This is a genomic window from Novosphingobium mangrovi (genome assembly GCF_022818885.1).
GTDB lineage: Bacteria > Pseudomonadota > Alphaproteobacteria > Sphingomonadales > Sphingomonadaceae > Novosphingobium > Novosphingobium mangrovi.
Map to the genome: position 1 here is coordinate 1 of NZ_JALHAT010000001.1, position 20601 is coordinate 20601.

A 20601-nucleotide genomic window follows, 5' to 3' on the forward strand; every position below is an offset into this window, starting at 1 on the left:
AGGCGGCTGCGGCACGTCGCGGTCCGTGGCCGCCGCAACATCGTCCTGCCCCCGAGCTGCGTAGCTGACCGTCGCGGTCATCGGCACCGCCACGATGGCGAGCGCGAAAAGACTGCGCGCCGCCAGCTTGCGCCAGGGGCCGGTTTCGGCCTGGTTGAGCGCCCGCAGGCGCTGGATGATCGGCTTGCCGCCGCGCCCGCCCGCCATAGGCGCCGCAAGCGCCAGCGGGGCATGCCCGGCAAACGAGGCGATGAGCTGGCCATAGCGGGCGCGCTCGGCCCGGTCGCGCCCAGCCATGACGCGGGCATCGCAGGCGGCTTCCTGGTCGCCGCGCAGCGCGCGCCACGAAGCCCAGGCCAGCGGATTGAACCAGTGCAGCGCGAAAAGCGGCTGCAGCGCCATGATCGCGATGAGGTCCCCCCCGGCGTGGTGCTCCAGTTCATGGGCAATCGCGAAGTCCGAGGTTTCGGAATCGGCCCTGGCGAGAAACCCGAAGGGCAGCGCGACCACCTTGTCGAAGACCCCGAAGGCCAGCGGCGCAGCCACCAGCGGGCTCTCGACAATGCGCACACGGCCTGCGGTCGCGACAGCATGTGCATCGGCGAGGACCTGGCGGCGCATCATCTGGTAGTTCCAGGTCCGCCAGACAAGGAATGCCAGCGCCCCTGTCAGCCACACCATGAGGAGCGCACTGGTCCACGGGATCTGCATCCAGGGCTCCGGCTCGGCGGGCACGGGCACAAGATCCACGACAGGCTCGGCGGCAAGGACGATCCCCGCCGTCTCGGGCGCAGCGGGAAGGGCCACCGAAGCCTCCCCGGCGCGCGCCGAGGTCTGCGCGACGCCGACTTCGAGCCCGGCCAGCCAGCGCGTGGGCGCCAGGGCGGCGGGCAAGGCCAGCGGCGGCATGACGAAGCGCAGCGCGGGCAGCAGCCACAAGGCATAGGCGGCCTGCGCACCAAAGCACCGCGCCACCGGGCGGCGAAGAAGCAGCACCAGCGCCATCAGCGCGCCGGTCATCACCAGCGTATCAAGCAACCATTCGGTCATGATTTCAACTCCTTGAGGAGAGCTTCGATCTCGGCAATGTCGGTATCGGTCAGCGCTTCGGCTTGCGCGAGCTGGGCGAACAGCGGCGCCGCCCTGCCCCCGAACAGACGGTCGACAAGGCGGCGGCTCTCGGTCCCGACATAGTCGGAGCGGGCCATGGCCGGGCTATAGAGGAAGCGCTTGCCATCGCGCGTGGTGCTGAGCGCCTGCTTGGTCACGAGCCGCGCGAGCAGGGTCTTGACCGTGGGCAGGCTCCACCCGCGCGCGGCGCAGACCTTCGCGCAGACATCCTGCGCGGACAGCGGAGCCTCCTCCCACAGGACTTCCATCACCGCATATTCGGCTTCGGAAATCCGCTCGCCGGGCTGGGCATTGGCTTGGGGCGTTGCAGCCACGTTTCACTCCATCGTTTACACACGTAATCGACTACGCCTGTAAACAATGAGCGTCAATCGCGCAGATGTCGTTCGCAGATGCCCGAATGCCGTTGGTCGAGCGCCAACGCTCCGCGAGCCCTTTACAGGCGGGAGCGTACCGCGTTGCCGACCTTGCGCATGCCCAGCGCCAGCACGATCAGGAACACGCCGCGCACCGCGAACGAGATCATCAGGATCACCGCCAGGAACGCGAGGCCCGTCGCGGGCGAGGAGAACAGCAGGATGAGGCCGAGCACGAGATCGAGCGCGCCCATGAACAGCCGCCAGCCCTTGTCGTGGCTGGCCTTGAGCGCCCAGGCGATCTGCAGGACACCCGCAATCGCAAGCCACGCCCCGATCGCCCAGACCAGCGACAGCGCGCCGACCACGGGATTGAACAGGGCAAAGAGGCCCGCAATCAGGGCGAGGACGCCGAGCGCGATTTCCACCCAGCGCCCGCGATGCGCCATCGAGGTGGAGCCCGCCGCAATCGCGGCGACACCATAAAGCAGAAGCGTGATGCCCACGATGATGCCTGTCGCCACCCCCGTCGCGATGGGGTTGGTGAGGATCAGCAGTCCCAGCACGAGCAGGAATATCCCGTAAGCCAGGATCCAGCCCCAGATCTTGCCCGGCGCATGGGCGAGCGCGGCCACGACCGGGTCCTTCTCGACATCAGGGGTGAGAGCGGGGTCGAGTTCTTCGCGCGGCATGGGCGTCTCCTTGGCGGGCTCACTGTTCGAAAATGTGCCCGCACCACAGGAGGCGGGACACTGGGGAAAACACTGAGACCGGCCCGGAAGTTGCCGCCAAGCGCGAGGAAGTCCTCTTTCGCAAACGATTTTTACAATCCGACCGGAGGAAGACGCAGGCCAGAACGCAAAAAGGCGGCGCTCCCATCGGGGAACGCCGCCTTTTTAACACCTCGCCTTCGGACCGGCCGAAGGCGCCGGGATCAGTACACGCGCTTCTTGGGCTTGATGTACTCGGCATCGTCGGTGAGCGTGTATTCGTGCACCGGACGGTAGTCGAGGCGAACCTCGCCGCCCTTGCCGCCCCATCCGTTGAACCAGGCTGCGGTGTGCTTCATCCACTCGGCATCGTTGCGATCGGGGAAGTCCTCGTGCGCGTGGGCGCCGCGGCTTTCCTCGCGCGCGTGGGCGCCGTGCAGGGTGACGGTGGCTGCACCGATCAGGTTGTCCAGCTCCATCGTCTCGACGAGGTCGGAGTTCCAGATCAGGCCGCGGTCCGAAACCTTGATGTCCTGCATCTTCTTGTAGGTCTCGGCCATGGCGGTCTTGCCTTCGGCCATGAGCTGCTCGGTGCGGAACACGGCGGCGTGGGCCGACATGTTCTGCTGCATCTCCTTGCGGATCTCGGCCGTGGGCGTGCTGCCGTCGGCGTAGCGGAAGTGGTCCAGACGGGTAAGCGCCAGGTCCGCCGAGTCCTTGGGAAGCTCGGGCTGCGCCGCGCCGGGCTTGACCATCTCCTTGAGGCGATGGCCGGTCGCGCGGCCGAAGACCACGAGGTCGGTCAGCGAGTTCGAGCCCAGACGGTTCGCGCCGTGGACCGACACGCAGGCCGCCTCACCCACCGCGAACAGACCCGGGACAACCGTTTCGGGGTTGCCGTCGGCGCCGATCGTCATGACCTCGCCGTGGTAGTTCGTGGGGATGCCGCCCATGTTGTAGTGGACGGTGGGAACGACCGGCAGCGGCTGACGAGTGAGGTCGACGCCCGCGAAGATCTTGCCCGACTCGGTGATACCCGGGAGGCGCTGTGCCAGCACCTTGGGATCGATGTGGTCGAGGTGCAGATAGATGTGGTCCTTGTTCGGGCCCACGCCGCGACCTTCGCGGATTTCCAGCGCCATCGAACGCGAAACGACGTCGCGCGAGGCGAGGTCCTTCGCGGACGGGGCGTAGCGCTCCATGAAGCGCTCACCCTCGGAGTTGGTGAGGTAACCGCCCTCGCCGCGCGCACCTTCGGTGATGAGCACGCCCGCACCGTAGATGCCGGTGGGGTGGAACTGCACGAACTCCATGTCCTGGAGCGGCAGACCTGCGCGCAGGACCATGCCAGCGCCGTCGCCGGTGCAGGTGTGCGCCGAGGTCGCGGTGAAGTAGCTGCGGCCATAACCGCCGGTCGCCAGCACCACGGCCTGCGAACGGAAACGGTGGATCGAGCCGTCATCGAGGCACAGCGCGATCACGCCGACGCACTTGCCACCGTCCATGATGAGGTCGATGGCGAAGTATTCGATGAAGAAGTCCGCCGCGTACTTCAGCGACTGCTGGTACAGCGTGTGCAGCATCGCGTGACCGGTACGGTCGGCCGCGGCGCAGGTGCGCTGCACCGGCGGGCCTTCGCCCATGTTCTGCATGTGGCCGCCGAAGGGGCGCTGATAGATCGTGCCGTCCTCGTTGCGGCTGAAGGGCATGCCGGCATGCTCCAGCTCGAGGATCGCGTCGGGCGCTTCACGCACCATGTACTCGATCGCGTCCTGGTCACCCAGCCAGTCCGACCCCTTGACGGTGTCGTACATGTGCCAGGTCCAGTGGTCGGGCGTGTTGTTCTTGAGGCTTGCCGCGATACCGCCCTGCGCCGCCACGGTGTGCGAACGGGTGGGGAAGACCTTGGTGATGCACGCGGTCTTCAGGCCGGCTTCGGCCGACCCCATCGTGGCGCGCAGACCCGAGCCACCGGCGCCGACGACGACGGTGTCATACATGTGGTCAATGATCTTGTAGGCGGAACCAGTCTTATCCTGGGTCATTCAATCAGGCTCCCAGCGCGAGGCGAAGGACGCACAGGACGCCAAAGGCGGCGCCTGCGAAAACGGCGATGTTGAGTGCGGCAAGGCACGCGAACTTGGTGCCGTGGTCGTGGACGTAGTCTTCCATCATGACCTGGACGCCGAGACGGGCGTGCCAGAAGGTCGAGACGATGAGCAGGCCCATGGCGACCGCGGGGACCGGCGCGGAGATCCAGTCGATGACCGTGACGTAGGACAGGTCGTCGAGCAGGAGGATCGAGGCGGCCAGCCAGATCATCAGGAAGAGATTGCCGACCGCGGTGAAGCGCTGGATCAGCCAGTGATGCGCGCCATGCTTGGCCGAGCCGAGGCCGCGCACGCGGCCGATGGAGGTTCCGTTACCCATGATGTCTACCCTATCTTCAGCGCAGCAGCAGGATCGCCCAGAAGGCGACGGTGAGAACGACGCCCAGCACGCTGGTCACCAACGACCAGGTGCGGTTGCCCTTCAGCTCGAAACCGGCGCCGATATCGAGGACGAAGTGGCGAAGGCCGCTCATCATGTGATTGAAAAAGGCCCAGCTGATGCCGACCAGGACGATGTAACCGATAGGCGACGTCATGCACTTGGCGAGCAGCGCATAGGCCTCCGGGCCGCTGGCCAGCGCGCCAAGCCACCACAGCAGCAGCGCGAGGCCGACAACCAGACCGTGCCCGCTCACGCGGTGCATGATCGAGACAAACATATGCGGACCCCAGCGCCAGATCTGGAGGTGCGGCGATAACGGACGGTTCTTGCTGCCAGCGGTGGCCATGTCCTTGCGAATCCCCTTGCCTGCGGCAGCCTAGGTACGCTGCCCTCGTGGAAGTCCCCCTTAGTCATTTCGCTGCAACGCGCAAGTTCCACAGTCACATCAGCGGGATTGGCGCGTGCAACTAGCCAAGTGCGGGCGCCGCGATTAAGGCGCGAGAGATGATGTTGCCCGCCCCCCGCGCGCCGTGCCGGCGCCTTCTATGGACGCCGCTTGCCGTGCTGGGCGCTGGCGCACTCGCGCTGGGTGCCCCGCACGCGTTTGCCCGTAGGGATGATGCGCCCGGCGCACGACTGGCGCAGGCCTGCGCGGGCCGGGATGGCTGGGCCGAACCCGCCCCGCCCGCCCGCATCGCCCCGGAAACCGGGATAAAGGCATGGTACGTCGGCACTTGCGGGATTACCGCACTGCTCCTCGATACAGGCGCTGGACTGGTGCTGATCGACAGCGGCGTCGCCGAGGCGGCCCCGCTTGTCCTTGGCAATATTCGCAAGCTCGGTTTCGATCCGCGCGAGGTGCGCTGGCTGCTCGGCTCGCACGAGCACCATGACCACGTCGGCGGCCATGGTGCAGTGCAACGCGCGACAGGCGCCAAAGTCGCCGCGCTCGCTGTCGCTGCGCGCAGTCTGACGCGCGGAAAAATCACTCTCGAGGATCCCCAGCGCGGCGCCGTTTCCGATTTCGCGCCCATCCGGGTGGACCGCGTCCTGGCGGACGGCGAGGGACTCGTGGTGGGCTCACTCGTCTTCACGCCCCACGCGACGCCCGCCCATACGCCCGGATCGACAAGCTGGACCATCGCCAGCCGCGCCCCCGGAGCGTCCGCAATGACGCTCGCCTACGCCGACAGCGCCACGACCGTTTCGGCCAAGGGCTATCGCTTCCATGAGCATCCCGAACGTGTGACCCAGGCCCGCGCAGGTTTCACGGCGATCGCCGCCCTGCCCTGCGACGTGCTCGTCACCCCGCATCCTTCGGCCAGCAACCTCTTTGCCCGCCTGTCGGGCAGCGAAGCGCTGATCGACCCGCAGGCCTGCGTGCGCTACGCAGCACGCGCCTCGGACTATCTCGACACACGCCTCTCCCAAGAGCGCGCGAACGACCACCAAGCAGAAGTACCCAAGTCATGAGCTGGAAGATTACCGCCTACGCCGACCGCGCCACCATCGAGCATGTCCTTGTCGCGCACGAGGACGCTTTCGACTGGGATCCCGAGATCGTCATTTCGGGCAGCGAGATCGCCGAGGACAAGCCCGACGACTGGCAGCTCGAAGCCTGGCTGGGCCACAAGCCGGGGAAGGCCGAGACCGAGGCCCTCGCCGCGCTGTTCCCGGGCGAGGCTCCCACCTTCGAGATCGAGGAACTGCCCGAGACCGACTGGCTGGTTTCCAGCCAGCAGGACCTGGAACCGATCCGCGCGGGCGCCTTCCACGTCCACACGCCCGAACATCCTGCCCTGGACGAAGGCGGCATCTTCGACTTCACCATCCCCGCCAGTCAGGCCTTCGGCACCGGACAGCACGCGACGACCGCCGGATGCCTCGCCATGCTCACCCACATGAAGCAGCGCGGCGTCATCGTGCGAAGCTGCGCGGACATCGGCACGGGCACCGGGCTCCTCGCCTTTGCCGCGCTGCGCCTGTGGCCCAATGCGCTGGCCATCGCGAGCGACATCGACGCGGTCTGCCCGGCCGTCGTGGAAGCCAACGCGCGCACCAACGGCATTGCCATGGGCGAAGGCAATGGCGAGCTCATCATGACCGTCGCGGCGGGCATGGACCACCCCCTGCTCCACGCGCGCGGGCCCTACGACCTCGTCCTGGCGAACATCCTCGCCGGACCGCTGGTCGAACTCGCCCCCGATTTCGCCGATGCGCTGGTACCGGGCGGACACCTCGTCCTTGCAGGCCTTCTGGAAACGCAGGAGCCCGCCGTGCGCCGCGCCTGCCGCCTCGCTGGGCTGCGCCTTGCGGGCCGCATGGTGAACGGGGACTGGTCGATCCTCTGGCTGCGCAAGCGTCGCCGCTGGCGGGCAAGCTGAGCACAGGGACGAAGGAGATATATCAAGGGGACATCACCCCTTGACCCCGAACCGGGCAACCTCACCTTTCTCAGCCAGAACGGCGCGGGGAAGGTGAGGTCACAAATTCTGGGAGCCCGAGGGCGATGGCCCTCGGAATCATTATCTTTAAGCTTCTTGTCCGACGGGCCGGCGCGCTTCAGCTCAGGTCACGATCTCCAGTTCAAGACGCCGGGCCGCGCGGCCATAGCGCGTCAGGATCTTCTCCGCACCGGGATCGAGCACCCTGTCGAACGCCACACCCACGCGATCGGCCACGCTCCAGCGCACCCGTGCCTCGATCATCCCCACACCCTCGAGCGCGAAAGCCAGTTTCTGGCCGCACGCCAGTTCACCGCATTCCACGACGAACTGGCAGCCCGCCGACGAAACATGCCGGGCTACCACGCTGGGATGGTCGCATACGTCCCGCATCTGCATGATGCCCTCCTCCGCTGCGCCGCTTCTCCTGCGCAAGAGGCTAATTAATAAATCTTAACGCCTCGTAAACTTTCGTAAACCGCGAATTTATGGGGATATTAGCAAGAAACCGCGATTCCTCGGTAGAATACATAATTTGCAATTAACCTTTGCAAGTTAATTAATGTTAACGCATTCTGGCAAGAATAGACGCTGTCAGGGGGGTTGGTGCTGACAATCGAGAGAGGCCAACCATGGAACATGACGAGAAACAGCGGCCCGATTCTGTAATTGGGCCCCTAGGGGAAAAACTAGAGAGGGCAACACTACCGCCCGCAAATACTTCGCGATGGGTCGTACGCCGCAAGGCTGAAGTTGTCGCAGCCGTCAATGGCGGTCTGCTTACGATAACAGAAGCTTGCGAACGCTATGGGCTTACGCTCGAAGAACTTGCCTCATGGCAACGCTCCGTCGAACGTGAGGGCATGGCGGGGCTTCGAGCCACGCGCGTTCAGCATTACAGGCAAATGCATGAGCGGCAGGGACGCAAGTCCTGACAGATGACACGCCGCGGCCCGCTGGGCGATACGGGCCGGGCCTTGGGGAATCTCCTGTGAAGACGGGCTGACGCTTGCGGGCGCCAGCCCGTTTTCATATTGCCTCTCAGCCCGCCTCGGCGACGATTCTGGCCCAGGCCGCTTCGTCGATCACCGCGATCCCGAGCTCTGCAGCCTTCTTGAGCTTCGAACCTGCGCCCGGCCCTGCGACGATCAGGTCCGTCTTGGCCGAAACCGAGCCCGCCGCCTTGGCGCCAAGCCGTTCGGCCTGCGCCTTGGCCTCATCCCGGCTCATCGTCTCCAGCTTGCCGGTGAAGACCACGGTCTTGCCCGCCACTTCGCTCTCCACGCTTTCGACCACGAACGGCGGCGGCGTCACTTCGGACAGAAGATCGTCCCAGACCGCACGGTTGTGCTCCTCGTGGAAAAAGTCGCCCAGCGCGCCCACGACCACCGGCCCCACACCGTCGATCGAGATGAGTTCGGCGTAAGCCTCGCTCGCCTCGGCGGCGGCCTCCTCGCCGTCCTTGACGTGAGCCTTCTCGGCGATCTCGCGAAGGGCAGGAAGTGTCTCGAAACGCTTGAGAAGATCGCGCGCGGTCACGGTGCCGATATGACGGATACCCAGCCCGAACAGCAGGCGCGCGGCATCGGGGGCCCGGCGGTTTTCCACCGCTGCCAACAGGTTGTCCACAGACTTGTCCTTCCAGCCATCGAGGGCAAGGATATCGTCCCTGCGCTGGCGCAGGCGGAAGATGTCGGCCGGGCTTTCCAGCCACCCCTTGGCGAAGAACTCGTCGATGGTCTTTTCACCCAGGCCATCGATGTCGAGCGCGCCGCGGCTGACGAAGTGCTTGAGGCGCTCGGTGCGCTGGGCCGGACAGATCAGGCCGCCCGTGCAGCGCACGTCGACTTCGTCCTCTTCGGCCACCGCTTCCGAACCGCACTCGGGGCAGTGATCGGGGAACACGAAGGGATCGCGCGCTTCCTCGCGGCTGCGGTTCTCCACCACCTGCGGGATCACGTCGCCCGCGCGCTGGATCACCACCCGGTCACCCGGACGCACGCCCAGACGCTCGATCTCGTCGCGGTTGTGGAGCGTGACATTGGTAACCGTGACACCGCCTACCAGCACCGGCTGCAGGCGTCCGACCGGGGTCAGCTTGCCGGTGCGCCCGACCTGGATCTCGATCTTCTCCAATGTCGTCTCGGCCTGTTCGGCGGGGAATTTGTGCGCGAGCGCCCAGCGCGGCGCCTTGGCAACGAAGCCGAGGCGCTGCTGCAGGTCGAGCCGGTCGATCTTGTAGACCACGCCGTCGATCTCGAAATCGAGGTTCGCACGCCCATCGCGGATCGCGCGGTAGGCCGCCAGCAGCTCCTCCAGACTCTCGCAGCGGCGGAACTGGGGCGAGACCGGCAGCCCCCAGGATTCGATCCGGCGAATGACCTCGTGCTGGGTCTCCCCCGGCACCGCGCTCGCCGCGCCCCAACCATGCGCCCAGAAGCGCAACGGGCGCTTGGCGGTAACTTTCGCGTCCTTCTGGCGCAGCGAGCCAGCGGCCGCGTTGCGCGGATTGGCGAACTGGCGCACCTTGGCCTCGTCGAGCGGTTCGCCCTTGCGCTCCGCTTCCGCGCGGGCCTCCTCCATCAGCGCTTCGTTGAGCGCGAGGAAGGCGGCCTTTTCCATGTAGACTTCGCCGCGCACCTCGAAGACTTCGGGGATGCCTTCGCCGGTCAGTTCCTGCACGATGTCGGGGATGTGCGCGACGTTGGGGGTCACGTCCTCGCCCACCTGCCCGTCGCCTCGGGTCGCGGCGCGCACCAGCTTGCCCTTCTCGTAGCGCAGCGAGCAGGAGAGCCCGTCGATCTTGTCCTCGGCGGTGACCGCGAGCGGTTCCTCGGCCGAGAGCGAGAGGAAGCGGCGCACGCGCGCCAGAAACTCGGCCACTTCCTCATCGGAAAAGGCGTTGTCGAGGCTCATCATGCGCACTTCGTGCGTGACCTTGCCGAGCGGCGAGGCGGCGACTTCGTGGCCGACCGCGCTCGACGGGCTATCGGGGCGCTTCAGGTGGGGAAACGCCTCTTCCAGCTCGGCGTTGCGGCGCACCAGCGCGTCGTACTCCGCGTCCGAGATCTCGGGCGCGTCCTCGGCGTGGTACTTGCGGTTGGCGCGCTTGATCTGGCGCGCGAGCCGCATCAGTTCGTTGGCGGCGTCGGCTTCGGCGAGAAAATCGGGTGCGGATTCGGAACTCATGGCCCCGCTATGGCGCAAAGCGCACCAAAACGGGAGCCTGCATTGCCGTCCTGCCCCCGGCTTTTGCCACCCGATATCAGTGGTAGATGATCTGCGCCCGGCGCATCACGACGTCGGGCATCGCGCCATCGCCCCGCCTGAGGATGATCCGCCAGGACTTTCCGTCTTCGCCTGTCGGACGGAACATGGCTTCGGCGTCATAGCCGCCTCTCGCCAGGACCTCGTCCGGCACGTGCCGCAAGTGCCAGCCGAAGTTCACATCATGCTCGTAATGCCCCAACTCGATCCGGAACAGCGCATCGAGCGGCACCTGCGCCAGAGCCGTACGCGGCCTGCCGCACACGGCATCCTCCTCAGGCTCACACGTAATGCCAAAGGGAAGCTTTCCAGGCGCGACGGCGGCGCGCATGGCCGCAACGAGCGCCCGATAGCCCGCCAGTGTCTGGGGCTTGCGCAGCGATACATAGCCTGCCTGCGCATTGCAGACCTGTGTATCCGCGCCAGTCTCTGGCAAACGTACCGCCGCGATCTCGAAGGCACGCGGTGCCTTGATCGCAAGCCGGGTCTGCGCTCCGGCCTTGTCCTCCCCGGGCCGACCGCCCTCGAGCCGTACGAGGTAGTCGGTGCGCCGGCACACATCGGGCGCGGCCGCGCGCGCTGGCCCCCTATAGACCGCATTTAAGGCAATCGTCGGTGAAAACAGGCGCTGCACCGAGCCCTCTACAACTTTGGCGGCGAGATCGGGCGGGAGCAGGCGCGCCTTCAGGGCCATTGCATCCTGGCCTTCCACCTCGCCCAGTGTGATCGTGGAAGGCGCACTGGCGCCGACCAACAAGGTCGCACAGGCCAGTCCGGTCAGCCTTCGCAGCATGGTCTTCTCCTTCTGTCCAATTGGATTGGTAGCAGACGGAAATGGCGACAGCCAAGCAGGATTGCCGGTCTGCAAGGCGCGGCAGTTCAGCCCAGCGCGTGGCCCAGCGTCAGGATCGTGCGCGCGTGGCGCTGGGCAATCGCCATACGGTCCGCGCCGTAGCCACCGCCGAGTGTGCTGGCCACAGCGATACCGCGCGCCCGCGCCTCGCCCGCAACCATGCGATCGCGCGCCTCCAGCCCCTCGTCCGACAGCGCAAGACGGCCCAGCTTGTCGTCCACATGGGCATCGACGCCTGCCTGGAGAAGGATGAGGTCGGGCGCGAAATAATCGAGCACCTGCGGGAATGCGCCCGCCAGCGCCTCCAGATAGTCCGCATCGCCCAGGCCATCGGCAAGGCCAATATCGAGCGAGGACCGCGCCTTGCGCGAGGGAAAGTTCTTCTCCGCGTGAAGCGACAGCGTGAAGATATCCCCCCGTCCGGCCGTCAGCGCGGCGGTGCCATCCCCCTGATGCACGTCGAGATCGAGGATAAGGATGCAGGAGACCTCGCCCTCCTCGATCAGCCGGTTGGCCGCCAGAGCCAGATCGTTGAACACGCAGTACCCCGCGCCAGTGTCAGCCAGCGCATGGTGACTGCCGCCCGCGCTGTTGGCGGCGTATCCGTGGGCGAGCGCGAGCCGGGCCGCGAGCCATGTGCCTCCCGGCGAAAGCTGCGAGCGGCGCGAGATCCGCGCGTCGATGGCAAAACCGATCCGGCGCTGCTTGGCGGGCGGCACACGGCAGGTGAGGACCTCGTCAACATAGGCCGGGTCATGGATAGCTTCGAGCCACTCAGGCGGCATGACCTCGGGTTCGTGGACCGTCATCGCCGCCCCGCTCTCACCCAGCGCGCGCATGACGAGCGCGTACTTGTCATGCGGGAAGGTTCCGGCACGGGCGGTTTCCACCGCATAATCGGGGTGATGGACGATGTGCAGCATCCCCCTGCCGTTAACCGGGCGCACCGCTGCGGTCGAGCCCCCGAGGCCGCAACGCGTCGCATCGTGGCTCGGCCTCAGGCCTTACGCTCCCATCCACACGACAGGGTTGGAGGCGCACAGGACAACGGAGTTCAGGGCCACGAGTTCCAGATCACGCGCGCCGCTTTCATCTCCGAACCAGCGCAGGAAGCGGGAGAAGTTCCAGGTCCCCAACACGCCCGCCAGGATCGTCCAGGCGAGGATCGCCACCCCGAACGGGGTCATGAAGAAGGCACTGAAACCCGACAGGGCAAGCCCCACGAGGAGGAGGAGCATCCACACCGCGCAGCCAAAGGAACTGAGCCCCCAGGCCAGCGCGACAAAGGGAAAGGCAAGTGTTGCCCCAAACGCACCCAGTTCCGCGCGGGTGGGGCGGCGCATCAGGCGCCCTGAAGCAGCCGGTCGGCCTGCGCGCGCGCTTCCTCGGTGACTTGTGCGCCCGAGAGCATGCGCGCGATCTCTTCCTTGCGCTCGGCCTCGCTGAGTGGGGCGACCGAGGTCTTGGTCACCGTCCCGCGCGAGGACTTGGAGATCATGTAGTGGCGGTTGCCGCGCGCGGCGACCTGCGGGCTATGCGTGACGGCCAGAAGCTGCCCATTCGAGGCGAGGCGCGCGAGGCGCTCACCAATGGCATCGGCCACCGCGCCGCCCACGCCCCGGTCGATCTCGTCGAAGATCACCGTGGCGGCCCCGCCCTCTTCGGCCAGCGCAACCTTGAGCGAGAGGATGAAGCGCGACAATTCGCCGCCCGAGGCAATCTTGGCCAGCGGCGCGAATTCGGCGCCCGGGTTGGTCGAGATGAGAAATTCCACCCCGTCCATACCGCTCGCGTTCCAGCGCGCCTCGGGCAGCTTGACGACCGAGGTCTGGAAGCGCGCGGCGTCGAGCTTGAGCGGGGCGAGCTCGGCCGCCACGGCCTTGTCGAGCCGCCGTGCGGCCGAACGGCGCAGATCATGGCGCTTGCTCGCCTTGTCGCGGTAGTCGAGCGCGGCCTTCTGCGCGGCGGCCTCCAGCTTCGCGATATGCTCGCTCCCGCCCTCGATCGCGTCGAGCGCGGCGCGCATTGTCGCCATCTTGCCGGGCAGGTCATCGACGGCACAGGAATGCTTGCGGGCCTGCGCGCGCAAGTCGAACAGGCGTGTCTCGATGCGGTCGAGCTCGGCCGGATCGAAGGCCAGCGCCTGCGCGGCCTCTTCCAGCTTGGCCTCGCTCTCGCCCGCCTCGATCACCGCGCGGTCGAGCGCGTCAAGCGCTTCGGCCAGAAGGGCGTGTTCGGGGGCGATGCGGTCGAGCCGCCGTGCAGCCCCGCGCAGCGCGGCGAGCGGCGAATCGTTGCCGTCCCACAGGAAGCGCAGGCCCTCCAGGTCCTCGGACAGGCGCTCGCCCTTCTGCATGTCGGCGCGGGCCAGCGCGAGGGTTTCCTCCTCGCCCTCTTCGGGCGACAGCGCCTCCAGTTCGGCCAGATGGGCCGTCAGCAATTCCTCGTCCTCGGCCGCGCGGGCGACTTCCTCGCGCGCGAGGTCGAGCGCGTCCTGTGCGCGCCGCCAGGTCTTGAAGGCGGCTTCGAGCCCGGCGAGATCGCCGCCGGCAAAACGGTCGAGCAGATCGCGGTGGCCCTTGGCGTTGACGAGGCCGCGGTCATCGTGCTGGCCATGGATCTCGACCAGGGCCGGGCCGATTTCGCGCAGGAGAGCGACGCTGACAGGCTGGTCGTTGAGCCAGGCGCGCGAGCCGCCGTCGGCCTTGAGCTGCCGGCGCAGGATGAGCGGTTCGCCCGGCTCCACCTCGATGGCCGCTCCCTCAAGAGCTGCCTCCAGGACAGCGGGCAATGCGGCAAACTCGAACGTCGCCGTCACGCTGGCCCGTGCCTCGCCCGCGCGGACGAGGCCGGTATCGGCGCGGTTGCCGATAACGAGCCCCAGCGCGTCGAGCAGGATCGACTTGCCGGCACCGGTTTCACCGGTCAGCACACCAAGGCCACGGGCAAAATCGAGGTCGAGCGCCTCGATCAGGACGATGTTGCGGATGGAGAGACGAGTCAGCATGTTCGCGAATCGTTCTACCGTACGAATTCGCTTTCGTCACCCGGCTTTACGCCTGTTAACGCGCTGTCGGTGGGCGCTGGCGCCCCGCTCTGTTCCGTTGCCCTGTTCCGGTGCGACCCGAAGGGCGGATGCGTCAGGCGAGCAGATGGAGCCCGGCGGCGATCCCCAGTGCCCAGACACCAAGGACAAGAGCACACAGGGCCTCGATTTCCCAGCAGCGACCCGGGGCTTCGAAATTGTGCGGAGCAGCCATCTTAGCGAACTTTCCTGAAGCGATTCGGCGCATCTGTCGCGCCGTTGCCCGCCTCTTATAACTCAACCTATAAAGTAGACATAGTGAATTTTTGGCAATCGCAAAGAGCGCGCCGCACAGCTTCAGCGCCTACGAAAAGCCCCCCGCAGCGCGAAGCTGCGGAGGGCTTGAAAACCGTTCGTCTGGCTCGTTCGCTCAGGCCGCGATGAAGTCGGGCGCGTTCTTGTCCATCAGCTTGTAGGCGCGCTCGTACCACTTGGAATTGGGGTAGTTGTTCTCAAGCACGGCGGCAGCCTTCTGGGCTTCCTCGGGAACACCAAGCGAAAGGTAGCACTCGACCAGGCGGAACAGCGCTTCGGGCGCGTGGCTGGTGGTCTGGAAATTGTCGACCACGGCGCGGAAGCGCAGCGTGGCGGCCAGCCACTTGCCGCGCTGCTGGTAGTTGCGCCCGACGGTCATTTCCTTGCCGGCCAGGTGATCGTTGACCAGGTCCAGCTTGAGGCGCGCGTCGGCCGCGTACTGCGTGGTCGGATAGCGGCGGATGATGTCGGTGAGCGCGGCCTTGGCCTGCTCGGTCGTCTTCTGGTCGCGCGTCACGTCGCTGATCTGCTCGTAGTAGCACATCGAGATCAGGTAGTAGGCGTAAGGCGCATCCTTGTTGCCCGGGTGGATCGAGAGGAAGCGCTGCGCCGACTGGATCGCCTTGTTGTAGTCACGTGCGGCGTAATAGCTGAACGCGCTCATCAGCTGTGCGCGGCGCGCCCAGGGCGAATAAGGGTGCTGGCGCTCGACCTCGTCGAAGAGCGCTGCGGCCTGCTTGGTGCGGCCGGTATCGAGACGCTCGCGCGCGGCGGCGTAGAGCGTGTCGACGTCGCGCGCGACGTAGGCGGTATCCTTGGCGCCGCCCGAACCGCCACCGCAGCCGGCCGTGAGGACAAGGGCGCCGCATGCAGCGGCCAGGACAACGGGTTTGAGGCGCGAACGTTCGAACATGGCGCGTCTATAACCAGCGCGCGGCTGAACGCCAAGTGAAGTTGCGCACTGTTTTTCCACCCGCCGCTTCTGCCCCCTGCCCCGGCACCCAACGATGCAAGCGGGCAACGCCAAGGACTTAGGGTGAAAACTTCGGCAGATGCGCCTTGCCTGCCCACCATTGCCTGCCATAGTGGCCCGCAATGGCCGGCAGCAACGAACTCTATTCCCCCGTCATGTCCGACGCCCTGGTCATCCTGGGCGCCGCGGGCATCGTCATCCCCGTCTTCAACCGCTTCAAGATCACGCCCGTGATCGGGTTCATCCTGGTGGGCCTGCTGGTGGGCCCCTTCGGGCTCGGCCGGCACGTCTTCGAGCATCCGTGGCTGACCCATATCAGCATCACGGACCCCGGCGGGCTCGACATCTTTGCCGAGTTCGGGATCATCCTCCTCCTCTTCTCGATCGGCCTGGAACTCTCGTTCGGACGCCTGTGGGACATGCGCCGGATGGTCTTTGGCCTGGGCATGATGGAACTGGTGGTGATCGGCAGCGCGCTGACCTTCATCCTTGCCGCCATCGGCCAGGCCTTTGCCGGCGCGGTGGCGCTGGGCCTCGCCCTCTCGCTGTCCTCGACCGCGCTCGTGCTCAAGATCACCAACGCGGCAACGCCCGTGGGGCGCGCGGCCCTTGCCATGCTGCTGTTCGAGGACATCGCGCTTGTCCCCATCATCTTCCTTCTGGGCGCCCTTGCCCCGCACGCGTCCGCCGACGGGATGGGCAATCTCATCCACACGCTGCTGTGGGGCGCGGCGGTCATCGCCGGGCTGCTGGTCTTCGGGCGCTACCTCCTGCCCCCGCTCTTCGCGCAGGCCGCGCGCACCAAGAGCCCCGAGCTGTTCCTCGCCGCCTCGATGCTGGTGGTCATTCTCGCCTCGCTGCTGACGGCTGCGGTCGGCCTCTCGCCCATCGTCGGCTCACTGATCGCGGGTCTCCTCATCGCCGAGACCGAGTACCACTCCGAGGTCGAGCAGATCATGGAGCCCTTCAAGGGCCTCGCGCTCGGTGTCTTCCTCATCACCATCGGCATGAGCATCGACCTGCTGGTGGTCTGGGAATACCTCTATTCGATCCTCGTCGCGACGGTCGGCGTGATCCTTCTCAAGGCGGTCGTCACGGGCGTCCTGCTGCGTCTCATGGGCGCACGGCGCGGCACCGCGACCGAGACCGGCATTCTCATGTCGAGCCCCTCGGAGACCACCCTGATCGTGCTCTCGGCCGCCGCCACGGCGCAGCTCATCCAGCCCGGCACCAACCAGTTCTGGCAGATCGTGACCGCCATCGGCCTCACCGTCACGCCGCTGCTCTCGATGTTCGGCAAGATCGCCGCGCGCCGGGTCGATCAGGTCGAGGCCCCCCACCACCCCGCCGAGGCCGAGGACAAGCCGAGCACGATCATCATCGGCTTTGGCCGCGTGGGCAAGCTGGTCGCCGACATGCTGACCCGCCACGACCGGCCCTACATCGCGATCGACACCGACACCGACTTCATCGCCGAAGGGCGTACGCAAGGCTACAACGTCGCCTTCGGCGATGCCGCGCGCGGCGATGCGATGGAGCGCCTGGGCGCCGAGAACGCGGCCGCGGTCATCCTCACCATGGACGTCCCCGTGACCGCGCAGCGCATCGTGCGCAAGCTGCGCCAGCAGTACCCCGACCTGCCGATCATTGCCCGTGCGCGCGATGCCGAGCACGCCGCCCTGCTCTACCGCGCCGGGGCCACCCACGCCGTGCCCGAGACGCTGGAAAGCTCGCTCCAGCTGTCCGAGGCGGTGCTGGTCGAAACCGGCGTACCGATGGGCCCGGTCATCGCCTCGATCCATGAAAAGCGCGACACCTTGCGCGAACAGATCATGGAACAGGGCGGCCTTGCGGAAAAGCCCGCGCTGCGCTCGGGCGTCCTCACCAAGGACCGCGAGACACCGGGAGCCGCGCGATGAGCGTCGAAGTCCGCCCTGCGCGGCGCAGCGATCTCGAAGCGATCCTCGCCCTCGAGGAGGCCACCTTTCCCGAGGAAACCTACGGCGAGATCGCGCTGCGCCAGTTCATCGACCTGTTTCCCTCCCGCTTCCTCGTAGCCGAGAGCGCGAACACGGTTGCCGGCTATGCGCTGGGCGGCATCGACGATGGAGGCGAAGGCTGGCTGCTCTCGCTGGGCGTCAGCCCGGCCTTTCAGGGCCAGGGTATCGGGACGCGTCTGCTTGGCGCGGTGCTGGCCGCGCTGGACGATGCCCCCGTGATCCGCCTGACAGTCCTGCCGGGCAACGACCACGCTGTCGCGCTCTATGAAAAGAATGGATTTTCGACCGAGGCCTTGCGCCCGGACTACTATGGCCCCGGGCAGGATCGCCTGGTCATGGTGCGCACCCGCTGACAGTCACTTGTGCGCCGCGCTCGCTGTCCGAGCGCCCCGGCCCCCTCGCGTCTTGCCGCGCAGATAGGGGCCCGTGCCTGGATCAACAGGCTTGATTCGCGTTAACCAGATGCGCCCCGTCAGTTGGTCTCGATGCGAATGCAGGCATGGAAGGCGCCGTCATCCTCGTCCTGCCGGTGCCAGACCTCGACAACTTCGAGGTGGAGCAACTCCGCGTCGATCTCGAGCGCGAGGAATTCCCCCTTGTGCGGCAGAAAGTCGAACTCGGTCGCAAACAGCGGCTCCTCGTCATCCTCATCCGCAAAAACATCGACAAACGGCATGCAGAAACCTCCCGAACGTAAAGCCTAAGTGAAAGTTCCTATATCATTTTGCATAATGAAATAAATTCCTATTTCGATTTGGAGATTGCCCCGAATAGGTACAAACAACACTTTATTACTTGTGTGACTCAAACACAGACCAGCCAGTCGCCTGGACCAGTTTCTCCAGTGCGGCTTGCCCGAGATGCGAATTCCCGCTGGCGTTGAGCCCCGGCGACCAGACCGCGATGCTCGCGCGCCCGGGCGCCACGCACAGGATGCCCCCACCCACTCCCGACTTGCCCGGAAGGCCGATGCGGTAGGCGAAATCCCCCGAATTGTCGTAGTGCCCACAGGACATCATCAGCGCGTTGATACGTCGCGCGCGGCGCGCCGTAACGATCCGGCGCCCTTCGACCTGCCCCGAATCCATCAGGTAGCGCCCGGCCATCGCGAGCTGCCGACAGGACATGGAAAGCGCGCAGAAATGGAAATAGGTCCCCAGCACCTTGGCAACCTCGCCCTGGATATTGCCAAAGGCGCGCATGTAGTTGCCAAGCGCCATGTTGGTAAAACCGGTTTCCTCTTCGGCCCGCGCCACAGCACTGTCGATCATGATCGTCTCGTCGCCTGCAAGTTCACGCACGAAGCGCAGCATCTGCCCGATCGCCTCGCGCGGCTCGAGATGTCCGAGCAGCACGTCCGTCACCACGATGGCGCCCGCATTGATGAAGGGATTGCGCGGTATGCCCCGCTCGCGTTCCAGCTGGACGATGGAATTGAAGGCGGACCCCGAAGGCTCGCGCCCCACCCGGCTCCAGAGCTGATCGCCCACCGTTCCGAGCGCCAGAGTGAGAGCGAAGACCTTGGATATCGACTGGATCGAGAACGGTTCATGCGCATCGCCCGCCGTGTGCACCGACCCATCTTCCAGAACCACCGCGATCCCGAACTTGCTGTCCGACACTCCGGCCAGTGGCGGGATGTAGTCCGCCACCTGCCCGCGTTCCCGGCGGGTCGCCATGTCGGCGGCAATCTCTTCGACCAGCTGCGTGATATCCATGGCAAAAATCGTCGCACAGGCCGCGCCGGGCCGCCAGCGCTAATCGCAACGCATCCCCCCGGCCGGGAGGCTAGAGCGCCAGTCCCGGGCCACGCCCGCCGAGCCTCCCCCTGCCGCGCAGGTAGCGCGTGAGAGGCACTTCCACGTGCCGGTGGAAGGCCAGGCTGACAAGCGGGACGAGCACCACCATCAGCGCCACCATCACCACCAGCCCGGCCACGCTCTGGGTCAGACCCGCCGCTTTCCAGGCCTTGCTCACGAACTGGAGCACAAAGACGTGCACGAGGTAGATCGCGTAGGAAGCATCGCCCTGGCGATGCAGCCAGGCGACCCGCAGCGTAATCCCACGCCGCTCAAGCGCCACGGCACCCAGCACGACAAGCCCGGCCAGCATCGCCCCCCACAGATCGGGATGGGGCAACCCGGATGGAACGTAGAGCACCTCGAGCGCGCAGAGCCCCGCCGCGCCAGCCAGCATGGCGCCACCAGCCAAAGCCGCGGGCAATCCCGAGGTCGGAAGGCTCCGCGCGAGCAGCATCCCGAGAGCAAAGGCCAGCACGCAGTCAGCCCCCCAGTACCCCGCCAAACCTCCCGCCCCGGACACCTGCGCCACCCACAACAGCCCCAACGCGCCGCACGCAAGCGCCACGCGTCCACGGCGCGGCGCCAGCAGGCAAAGCGCGAAGAGCAGGTAGAAGGCCATTTCATAGTTGAGCGTCCACCCGACCACCAGGATCGGCCGACGCACGGAGCCCAGCTCGGTAAAATCGGGAAGGAAGAAGAGCGCGGCAAGAAGCGCATCGGGCGTGATGCCCCCCCGGTCAAACAGCCGATATCCCACCGCAATGCCAAGTGCAGCAAGCCCGGTCAGCAGCCAGTAGATCGGCACGATCCGGACGATCCGCTGGACCAGAAACGCCCCCGGGGATGGCCCCTGCCGGTCACTGCGCGTCACCACCAGAAAGGCCGAGAGCACGAAGAAGATATCCACCCCCCGCGCGCCCAGCGCCGGAAGCTCCGGCACCCGTCCCGAGGCTGTGTAATGCGCAAGGTTGTTCGCAATATGATGCGCTACAACCATGTACGCAGCCACGGCGCGCAGCGCCTGTACATTGACCAGGACAGGGCCCGCAGATCCCGGCATCGATGTCTCGCTTCAGGATGCGGCGGAAATGCCGCGCCCGACAAGTCTACCTCGCCGTGCGCTTAAGTAGGGAGCGCAACCGGCTCCATAGTGGAGCCAAGACCGGGGGATCGATCTGAGGATGACAAGAATGAAGTAAAGACGGAGGTTCCGAGGGCCATCGCCCTCGGGC

At 66.3% G+C, this 20601-nt stretch carries 21 protein-coding genes; 5 read left to right on the forward strand and 16 right to left on the reverse strand.

The window, feature by feature from the left end:
- From MTR65_RS00005 to sdhC, 6 genes are all read right to left on the reverse strand, one after another.
- The coding region (locus MTR65_RS00005) for a M56 family metallopeptidase (RefSeq protein ID WP_243796165.1) at positions 1-1050 on the reverse strand (1050 nt) is incomplete at its 3' end.
- A complete protein-coding gene (locus tag MTR65_RS00010) occupies positions 1047-1445 on the reverse strand; it encodes a BlaI/MecI/CopY family transcriptional regulator (protein ID WP_243796166.1) in 399 nt (132 codons plus the stop codon). The genes MTR65_RS00010 and MTR65_RS00005, both read right to left, overlap by 4 nt.
- A 122-nt stretch (positions 1446-1567) precedes the next feature.
- Complete coding sequence (locus MTR65_RS00015; protein ID WP_226636111.1) at positions 1568-2179, reverse strand: HdeD family acid-resistance protein; 612 nt, start codon at positions 2177-2179, stop codon at positions 1568-1570.
- A 242-nt stretch (positions 2180-2421) separates the two neighbouring features.
- Entirely contained in the window at positions 2422-4242 is a 1821-nt protein-coding gene (sdhA, locus tag MTR65_RS00020; protein ID WP_226636113.1) for a succinate dehydrogenase flavoprotein subunit, read from the reverse strand.
- A 4-nt stretch (positions 4243-4246) separates the two neighbouring features.
- Complete coding sequence (gene sdhD / locus MTR65_RS00025) at positions 4247-4627, reverse strand: succinate dehydrogenase, hydrophobic membrane anchor protein (protein WP_039394432.1); 381 nt, start codon at positions 4625-4627, stop codon at positions 4247-4249.
- A 16-nt stretch (positions 4628-4643) separates the two neighbouring features.
- Positions 4644-5036 (reverse strand): succinate dehydrogenase, cytochrome b556 subunit, encoded by a 393-nt coding sequence (gene sdhC, locus MTR65_RS00030; protein WP_039394434.1) that lies wholly within the window; start codon positions 5034-5036, stop codon positions 4644-4646.
- 158 nt (positions 5037-5194) lie between these two features.
- Here sdhC and bla point away from each other — a divergent pair, with 158 nt between their 5' ends.
- Complete coding sequence (gene bla / locus MTR65_RS00035; protein ID WP_243796167.1) at positions 5195-6163, forward strand: subclass B3 metallo-beta-lactamase; 969 nt, start codon at positions 5195-5197, stop codon at positions 6161-6163.
- A complete protein-coding gene (locus MTR65_RS00040) occupies positions 6160-7074 on the forward strand; it encodes a 50S ribosomal protein L11 methyltransferase (RefSeq protein ID WP_243796168.1) in 915 nt (304 codons plus the stop codon). Before bla ends, MTR65_RS00040 begins: the two co-directional genes overlap by 4 nt.
- Before the next feature lie 183 nt (positions 7075-7257).
- Here MTR65_RS00040 and MTR65_RS00045 read toward each other — a convergent pair whose 3' ends face one another.
- Complete coding sequence (locus tag MTR65_RS00045) at positions 7258-7533, reverse strand: PilZ domain-containing protein (protein WP_243796169.1); 276 nt, start codon at positions 7531-7533, stop codon at positions 7258-7260.
- Between the two features lie 233 nt (positions 7534-7766).
- Here MTR65_RS00045 and sciP point away from each other — a divergent pair, with 233 nt between their 5' ends.
- A complete protein-coding gene (gene sciP, locus MTR65_RS00050; RefSeq protein ID WP_226636121.1) occupies positions 7767-8069 on the forward strand; it encodes a CtrA inhibitor SciP in 303 nt (100 codons plus the stop codon).
- 106 nt (positions 8070-8175) lie between these two features.
- On the opposite strand, the gene ligA is transcribed toward sciP, so the two are convergent.
- The 6 genes from ligA to MTR65_RS00080 form a co-directional block, all read right to left on the reverse strand.
- Positions 8176-10323 (reverse strand): NAD-dependent DNA ligase LigA, encoded by a 2148-nt coding sequence (ligA, locus tag MTR65_RS00055; RefSeq protein ID WP_243796170.1) that lies wholly within the window; start codon positions 10321-10323, stop codon positions 8176-8178.
- 76 nt (positions 10324-10399) lie between these two features.
- Positions 10400-11194 carry a hypothetical protein gene (locus MTR65_RS00060; protein WP_243796173.1) on the reverse strand — a complete coding sequence of 265 codons (795 nt, stop codon included), beginning with the start codon at positions 11192-11194 and terminating at the stop codon, positions 10400-10402.
- An 86-nt stretch (positions 11195-11280) separates the two neighbouring features.
- Entirely contained in the window at positions 11281-12177 is an 897-nt protein-coding gene (locus MTR65_RS00065; protein ID WP_243796175.1) for a histone deacetylase family protein, read from the reverse strand.
- A gap of 81 nt (positions 12178-12258) precedes the next feature.
- Entirely contained in the window at positions 12259-12597 is a 339-nt protein-coding gene (locus MTR65_RS00070) for a hypothetical protein (RefSeq protein WP_243796177.1), read from the reverse strand.
- Positions 12597-14261 carry a DNA repair protein RecN gene (gene recN / locus MTR65_RS00075; RefSeq protein WP_243796179.1) on the reverse strand — a complete coding sequence of 555 codons (1665 nt, stop codon included), beginning with the start codon at positions 14259-14261 and terminating at the stop codon, positions 12597-12599. The genes MTR65_RS00070 and recN overlap by 1 nt, the downstream gene beginning before the upstream one ends.
- Before the next feature lie 448 nt (positions 14262-14709).
- On the reverse strand, positions 14710-15507 hold the full coding sequence (locus tag MTR65_RS00080) for an outer membrane protein assembly factor BamD (RefSeq protein ID WP_226636130.1): 798 nt from the start codon (positions 15505-15507) through the stop codon (positions 14710-14712).
- A gap of 182 nt (positions 15508-15689) precedes the next feature.
- Here MTR65_RS00080 and MTR65_RS00085 point away from each other — a divergent pair, with 182 nt between their 5' ends.
- Positions 15690-17486, forward strand: coding sequence for a cation:proton antiporter domain-containing protein (locus MTR65_RS00085; protein ID WP_243796181.1), 1797 nt, complete (start codon positions 15690-15692; stop codon positions 17484-17486).
- Complete coding sequence (locus MTR65_RS00090; protein WP_243796184.1) at positions 17483-17920, forward strand: GNAT family N-acetyltransferase; 438 nt, start codon at positions 17483-17485, stop codon at positions 17918-17920. The genes MTR65_RS00085 and MTR65_RS00090 overlap by 4 nt, the downstream gene beginning before the upstream one ends.
- A 119-nt stretch (positions 17921-18039) precedes the next feature.
- Here the strand turns inward: MTR65_RS00090 and MTR65_RS00095 are convergent, their stop codons facing one another.
- From MTR65_RS00095 to MTR65_RS00105, 3 genes are all read right to left on the reverse strand, one after another.
- Positions 18040-18243, reverse strand: coding sequence for a hypothetical protein (locus MTR65_RS00095; RefSeq protein ID WP_226636137.1), 204 nt, complete (start codon positions 18241-18243; stop codon positions 18040-18042).
- 115 nt (positions 18244-18358) lie between these two features.
- On the reverse strand, positions 18359-19285 hold the full coding sequence (locus tag MTR65_RS00100; protein ID WP_243796187.1) for a glutaminase: 927 nt from the start codon (positions 19283-19285) through the stop codon (positions 18359-18361).
- A 70-nt stretch (positions 19286-19355) separates the two neighbouring features.
- On the reverse strand, positions 19356-20429 hold the full coding sequence (locus MTR65_RS00105) for an acyltransferase family protein (protein ID WP_243796189.1): 1074 nt from the start codon (positions 20427-20429) through the stop codon (positions 19356-19358).
- Positions 20430-20601 lie beyond the last annotated feature (172 nt).

What these genes read in the sequence shown, in the direction of transcription:
- MTR65_RS00015 (WP_226636111.1), bottom strand. Translation starts at nt 2,179, where the DNA reads ATGCCGCGCGAAGAACTCGACCCCGCTCTCACCCCTGATGTCGAGAAG.
- sdhA (WP_226636113.1), bottom strand. Translation starts at nt 4,242, where the DNA reads ATGACCCAGGATAAGACTGGTTCCGCCTACAAGATCATTGACCACATG.
- sdhD (WP_039394432.1), bottom strand. Translation starts at nt 4,627, where the DNA reads ATGGGTAACGGAACCTCCATCGGCCGCGTGCGCGGCCTCGGCTCGGCC.
- sdhC (WP_039394434.1), bottom strand. Translation starts at nt 5,036, where the DNA reads ATGGCCACCGCTGGCAGCAAGAACCGTCCGTTATCGCCGCACCTCCAG.
- bla (WP_243796167.1), top strand. Translation starts at nt 5,195, where the DNA reads ATGATGTTGCCCGCCCCCCGCGCGCCGTGCCGGCGCCTTCTATGGACG.
- MTR65_RS00040 (WP_243796168.1), top strand. Translation starts at nt 6,160, where the DNA reads ATGAGCTGGAAGATTACCGCCTACGCCGACCGCGCCACCATCGAGCAT.
- MTR65_RS00045 (WP_243796169.1), bottom strand. Translation starts at nt 7,533, where the DNA reads ATGCAGATGCGGGACGTATGCGACCATCCCAGCGTGGTAGCCCGGCAT.
- sciP (WP_226636121.1), top strand. Translation starts at nt 7,767, where the DNA reads ATGGAACATGACGAGAAACAGCGGCCCGATTCTGTAATTGGGCCCCTA.
- ligA (WP_243796170.1), bottom strand. Translation starts at nt 10,323, where the DNA reads ATGAGTTCCGAATCCGCACCCGATTTTCTCGCCGAAGCCGACGCCGCC.
- MTR65_RS00060 (WP_243796173.1), bottom strand. Translation starts at nt 11,194, where the DNA reads ATGCTGCGAAGGCTGACCGGACTGGCCTGTGCGACCTTGTTGGTCGGC.
- MTR65_RS00065 (WP_243796175.1), bottom strand. Translation starts at nt 12,177, where the DNA reads ATGCTGCACATCGTCCATCACCCCGATTATGCGGTGGAAACCGCCCGT.
- MTR65_RS00070 (WP_243796177.1), bottom strand. Translation starts at nt 12,597, where the DNA reads ATGCGCCGCCCCACCCGCGCGGAACTGGGTGCGTTTGGGGCAACACTT.
- recN (WP_243796179.1), bottom strand. Translation starts at nt 14,261, where the DNA reads ATGCTGACTCGTCTCTCCATCCGCAACATCGTCCTGATCGAGGCGCTC.
- MTR65_RS00080 (WP_226636130.1), bottom strand. Translation starts at nt 15,507, where the DNA reads ATGTTCGAACGTTCGCGCCTCAAACCCGTTGTCCTGGCCGCTGCATGC.
- MTR65_RS00085 (WP_243796181.1), top strand. Translation starts at nt 15,690, where the DNA reads ATGGCCGGCAGCAACGAACTCTATTCCCCCGTCATGTCCGACGCCCTG.
- MTR65_RS00090 (WP_243796184.1), top strand. Translation starts at nt 17,483, where the DNA reads ATGAGCGTCGAAGTCCGCCCTGCGCGGCGCAGCGATCTCGAAGCGATC.
- MTR65_RS00095 (WP_226636137.1), bottom strand. Translation starts at nt 18,243, where the DNA reads ATGCCGTTTGTCGATGTTTTTGCGGATGAGGATGACGAGGAGCCGCTG.
- MTR65_RS00100 (WP_243796187.1), bottom strand. Translation starts at nt 19,285, where the DNA reads ATGGATATCACGCAGCTGGTCGAAGAGATTGCCGCCGACATGGCGACC.
- MTR65_RS00105 (WP_243796189.1), bottom strand. Translation starts at nt 20,429, where the DNA reads ATGCCGGGATCTGCGGGCCCTGTCCTGGTCAATGTACAGGCGCTGCGC.